This window comes from Peptoniphilus indolicus ATCC 29427, assembly GCF_000227315.1.
GTDB classification, from domain to species: domain Bacteria; phylum Bacillota; class Clostridia; order Tissierellales; family Peptoniphilaceae; genus Peptoniphilus; species Peptoniphilus indolicus.
Map to the genome: position 1 here is coordinate 33552 of NZ_JH165068.1, position 4345 is coordinate 37896.

Here is a 4345-nt window from a genome sequence, read left to right on the forward strand (position 1 = left end):
GAAGTAAAGTTGGAGATATTATTATTGCTAGTAATAATATCTTTATATTTGTTAAAGCTGAACAATACAACTTTTTAAGATTTAATCTAAAAAAAATAGGCAAACATACCATATTTTTTAGTGATGATGAATTTGAATATCAAGAAACAACTTATGTAGAAAATAAGTTTATAGTTTCTTCTCTTAGATTAGATACTATATTGAGTTCAGTTTTAAAAATTTCAAGATCTAAGGTTGAAATGTTAATAAAGTCAGGTAGAGTTCAAGTTAACTTTAAAACTGAGATAAAAACTTCTATTCAATTAAAAGAAGGGGATATTTTATCGGTTCGTGGACGTGGAAGAATAGTTTTTGAAAAAATAGAAAATACTACTAAAAAGAATAATTTTATAATACGTATTAAGTTTCCTAAGTGAGGTAAAAATGGCAGTTATTTTATTTTCAATGCTACTTATAGTAATTGATCAGTTAAGTAAATATTTGGTTGTTTTAAATTTAAAAGATAAACCCCCTATGATAATAATAGATAAATATTTAAACTTTTATTATCTGGAAAATAGAGGTGCAGCTTTTGGGATGCTACAAAACAAAAGTTGGCTATTTACTATAGTTACTGTAGTTGTGCTTATTGTTCTTTTAAATGTTTTGTTTAAAGATTATAAGAAAAACACTAATATGTTGAATTTATCAATAGGCCTTATATTAGGTGGTAGTATAGGTAATTTTATAGATAGAATTCGTTTAGGATACGTCGTAGATTTTATTTCCACTAACATTTTTGGATACGAGTTTGCAGTATTTAATTTGGCTGATTCATTTATTGTTGTTGGAACTATAATTCTTCTAATTATGGTCATATTGTTTGATAACCCAGGGAAAAAGAGAAATGTATAAGAATAAATTTATTTCAAATTCAGAAAATAAAAGATTAGATTTATTTTTAAATGAAAATCTTGAATTATCTAGAAGCCAAATAAAAAAACTGATAGATGATGGAAGTATATTGGTTAATTCTAAACGAGAAAAAGCAGGCTATAAATTAAGAATAAATGATGTAATAGATGTAGAGTACAATAATGAAATCGAATTAGTTCCGCAAGATATTGACTTTAAAGTTTTATACGAAGATAAAGATATAGCTATTATATGCAAACCACAAGGATTGGTTGTGCATCCAGGGGCTGGAAATTATGACAATACGTTAGTTAACGGATTGTTGTATAAATTTGATTGTTTAGCTGATACAGGAGATTCTTTAAGGCCAGGAATTGTACACAGATTAGATAAAGATACCAGTGGCCTTATGATAATAGCCAAAAGTCAATTGTCTTATTCTAATTTAATTACTATGTTTCAAAATAGAAAAATAAATAAAATGTATTGGGCTATTGTAGAGGGGAAAATACTTGAAGATGGCATTATAGATGAACCACTAGGAAGAGATGTAAAAAATAGAATTAAGTTTTCTGTTACTGAACACAATTCAAAAGATGCATTAACTTACTATAAGCCAATTAAAATTTTTGAAAATCATACATTTTTAAATGTTAAGATAGCAACAGGAAGAACGCATCAAATTAGGGTACATATGAATTATATAAATCATCCTGTTTTAGGCGACCCTCTATATGGTCGAAAAAATAAATATAAAATTGAAAAACAAATGTTACATGCTTATAAATTAGAATTTATGCATCCTGTTTCAAATAAAAGTATGTTATTTGAAGATAGTATTCCAATAAGATTTGAAAAGTTTATGAAGAGGGCTGGTATATGAAAAATATTATTCTAGACGAGATTGCAATAAAACGTGCTATTTCAAGAATTTCAAATGAAATATTAGAGAGAAGTGAAGAACCTTATAATTTAATATTGTTGGGCATAGTCAGCAGAGGAGAAGATATAGCCAAAAGGATATCTTTAAAAATTAAAGAAATTGAAGATATAAATGTTCCCGTTTATGCTATAAATCCAATTAATTTTAGAGACGATAGAGAAAATTCTAGAGAATTGGATTTAAGTATTGAAATTGGCGGAAAGACAGTTATTTTAATAGACGATGTAATTTACACAGGAAGAACTGTAAGAGCTGCTTTAGATGCAATTTTATCAATAGGAAGGCCTAAAGCTATAAAATTGGTTGTATTAGTTGATAGAGGGCATAGAGAATTGCCTATAAGACCTGACTTCGTAGGGAAAAATCTACCTACTGCTAGAAGAGAGAAGGTAATTGTTGAAATATCAGAGGTTGATGGTCAGGATAGAGTTTATATTGAATCTTAACTTGGAAATATTTATTATATGAAATTTTAGTCTGCATATAATAAATTTATTATATAAAATAATACTTTTGGAGGTATGAATGAGAGAAGTTGATGTTGTAATAGTAGGTTCAGGTGCAAGTGGAGTGTTTGCAGCATATGAGTTTACAAAGGTAGACACTGATTTAAAAGTTATCATGATAGATAAAGGTAACCCTATACAAAGAAGAAACTGTCCTATAAAGACTGGAAAAGTTGAAAATTGTATTGGCTGTGAACCATGTAATATAATGAATGGATATGGCGGAGCAGGAACTCTATCTGATGGAAAATATAACATTACCACAAATTTTGGTGGAGATATGCACAAGTTTGTCGGTAGGGAAAAAGCTATAGAACTCATGGAATATGTTGACAGTGTACTTTGCGAATTTGATGGAGCAGATTCTAAACTATATTCAACAGCATCTTCTGACTTAAAAACAACGGCATTAAGACATGATCTACATTTATTAGATGCTAGAGTTAGGCATTTTGGAACAGATAGAAATGTTAAAATTCTAGAGAAAATGTATAACTATTCTAAAGATAAAGTAGAAATGCTATTCAATACCACTGCTTTAGATGTTGAGTACATTGAAACTGAGAAAAAGTATATAGTTACAACAAATAAAAATGAAAGTTTTAAATGTAAAAATTTAGTTTTAGCATCTGGAAGATCTGGCTCTAAATGGGTTTCTCAAATTTGTGGTAAATTTGGTATAACTTGCGAATCTAACCAAGTAGATATAGGAGTTAGAGTTGAACTTCCAGCAGAAGTTTTCAAACATATAACAGATGATGTATATGAGAGTAAGATTGTGTATCAAGCAAAGGCATACAATGAGTTAGTTAGAACTTTTTGTATGAATCCATATGGTCAGGTTGTAGCCGAAAACACAAGTGGTATCATAACTGTTAATGGTCATGCTTATGCAGATCCTAAACTACAAAGCCAAAATACTAACTTTGCATTATTAGTTGCAAATAAATTTACAGAACCTTTCAAAGAATCCAATGAATATGGTGAATCAATTGCAAAACTGTCTAATATGCTAGGTGGTGGTGTATTATTGCAAAGATTTGGAGATTTAGTTAAAGGAAGAAGATCGAATAAAGAAAGAATGGAAAAGTGTTTTACTGTACCGACTTTAAAAGCTACTCCAGGAGATTTATCTTTAGTTATTCCTAAAAGACAACTTGATTCTATAATAGAAATGATATATGCATTAGATAAAATTGCACCAGGTACAGCAAATGATGATACATTACTTTATGGGGTTGAAGTTAAATTTTATAATTCAAAAATAAATGTAGATTCAAATTTCCAAACTATAAAAGAAGGATTGTATGTAGTTGGGGATGGGGGCGGAGCTACACATTCTCTATCTCAAGCATCTGCTTGTGGTGTTTATGTAGCAAGACACTTAAACAATATAATTTAATAGCTATTCAAAAGAATAGCTTAATTTAAATGACATCGATTTCAAATAAGAGGTGAAATATTTTGAAAAAAGATAAAATCCTAAATAGTGAACTATCTTATGCTATCGCTATGTTAGGGCATACACAAACTATTGTAATCGGAGACTGTGGTCTACCAATTCCAGAAAATGTTAAGCGAATAGATTTAGCTGTAGTTGCTAAAATCCCAAGCTTTGAACAGGTACTTGATGCAATATTAAGCGAAATGTGTGTAGAAAAATTCATACTTGCTGAAGAAATAAAAGAAAATAATACAGAAATAAATGATTATGTCTTTTCAAAACTTGGAGATTTAGAAATGGACTATGTAAGTCATGAAAAATTTAAAGAACTTACAAAAGATGCTATATGCATAGTTAGAACAGGAGATATACGACCATATTCTAACATAATATTGCAGAGTGGAGTGTTTTTCTAATGAATAAGATAATATTAAAACTAGAAAATATATCTAAAAGCTTTCCAGGCGTTAAAGCGCTAGATAAAGTTAATTTAAATATTTATGAAAATGAAGCAATGGCACTTTTAGGAGAAAATGGTGCTGGAAAATCTACTTTAAT

At 29.0% G+C, this 4345-nt stretch carries 7 protein-coding genes; all 7 read left to right on the plus strand.

The annotated features are described in order from the left end of the window. The coding region (locus HMPREF9129_RS09645) for a S4 domain-containing protein (RefSeq protein WP_004823093.1) at positions 1-416 on the plus strand (416 nt) is incomplete at its 5' end. A gap of 7 nt (positions 417-423) precedes the next feature. Continuing rightward, the gene (lspA, locus tag HMPREF9129_RS09650) at positions 424-894 is read left to right on the plus strand and encodes a signal peptidase II (protein ID WP_004823095.1); all 471 of its coding nucleotides are present in this window, start codon (positions 424-426) and stop codon (positions 892-894) included. Beyond that, positions 887-1777: an RluA family pseudouridine synthase gene (locus HMPREF9129_RS09655; protein WP_004823097.1), complete on the plus strand. Its 891-nt coding sequence runs from the start codon at positions 887-889 to the stop codon at positions 1775-1777. The genes lspA and HMPREF9129_RS09655 overlap by 8 nt, the downstream gene beginning before the upstream one ends. Then, the gene (gene pyrR, locus HMPREF9129_RS09660) at positions 1774-2283 is read left to right on the plus strand and encodes a bifunctional pyr operon transcriptional regulator/uracil phosphoribosyltransferase PyrR (RefSeq protein WP_004823099.1); all 510 of its coding nucleotides are present in this window, start codon (positions 1774-1776) and stop codon (positions 2281-2283) included. Before HMPREF9129_RS09655 ends, pyrR begins: the two co-directional genes overlap by 4 nt. A 79-nt stretch (positions 2284-2362) precedes the next feature. Continuing rightward, positions 2363-3745, plus strand: a complete 1383-nt coding sequence (locus tag HMPREF9129_RS09665; RefSeq protein WP_004823102.1) for an NAD(P)/FAD-dependent oxidoreductase — start codon at positions 2363-2365, stop codon at positions 3743-3745. A gap of 62 nt (positions 3746-3807) precedes the next feature. Continuing rightward, positions 3808-4203, plus strand: coding sequence for a D-ribose pyranase (gene rbsD, locus HMPREF9129_RS09670; RefSeq protein ID WP_004823104.1), 396 nt, complete (start codon positions 3808-3810; stop codon positions 4201-4203). Then, on the plus strand, positions 4203-4345 hold a 143-nt coding region (locus HMPREF9129_RS11195), incomplete at its 3' end, for an ATP-binding cassette domain-containing protein (protein WP_004823107.1). The genes rbsD and HMPREF9129_RS11195, both read left to right, overlap by 1 nt.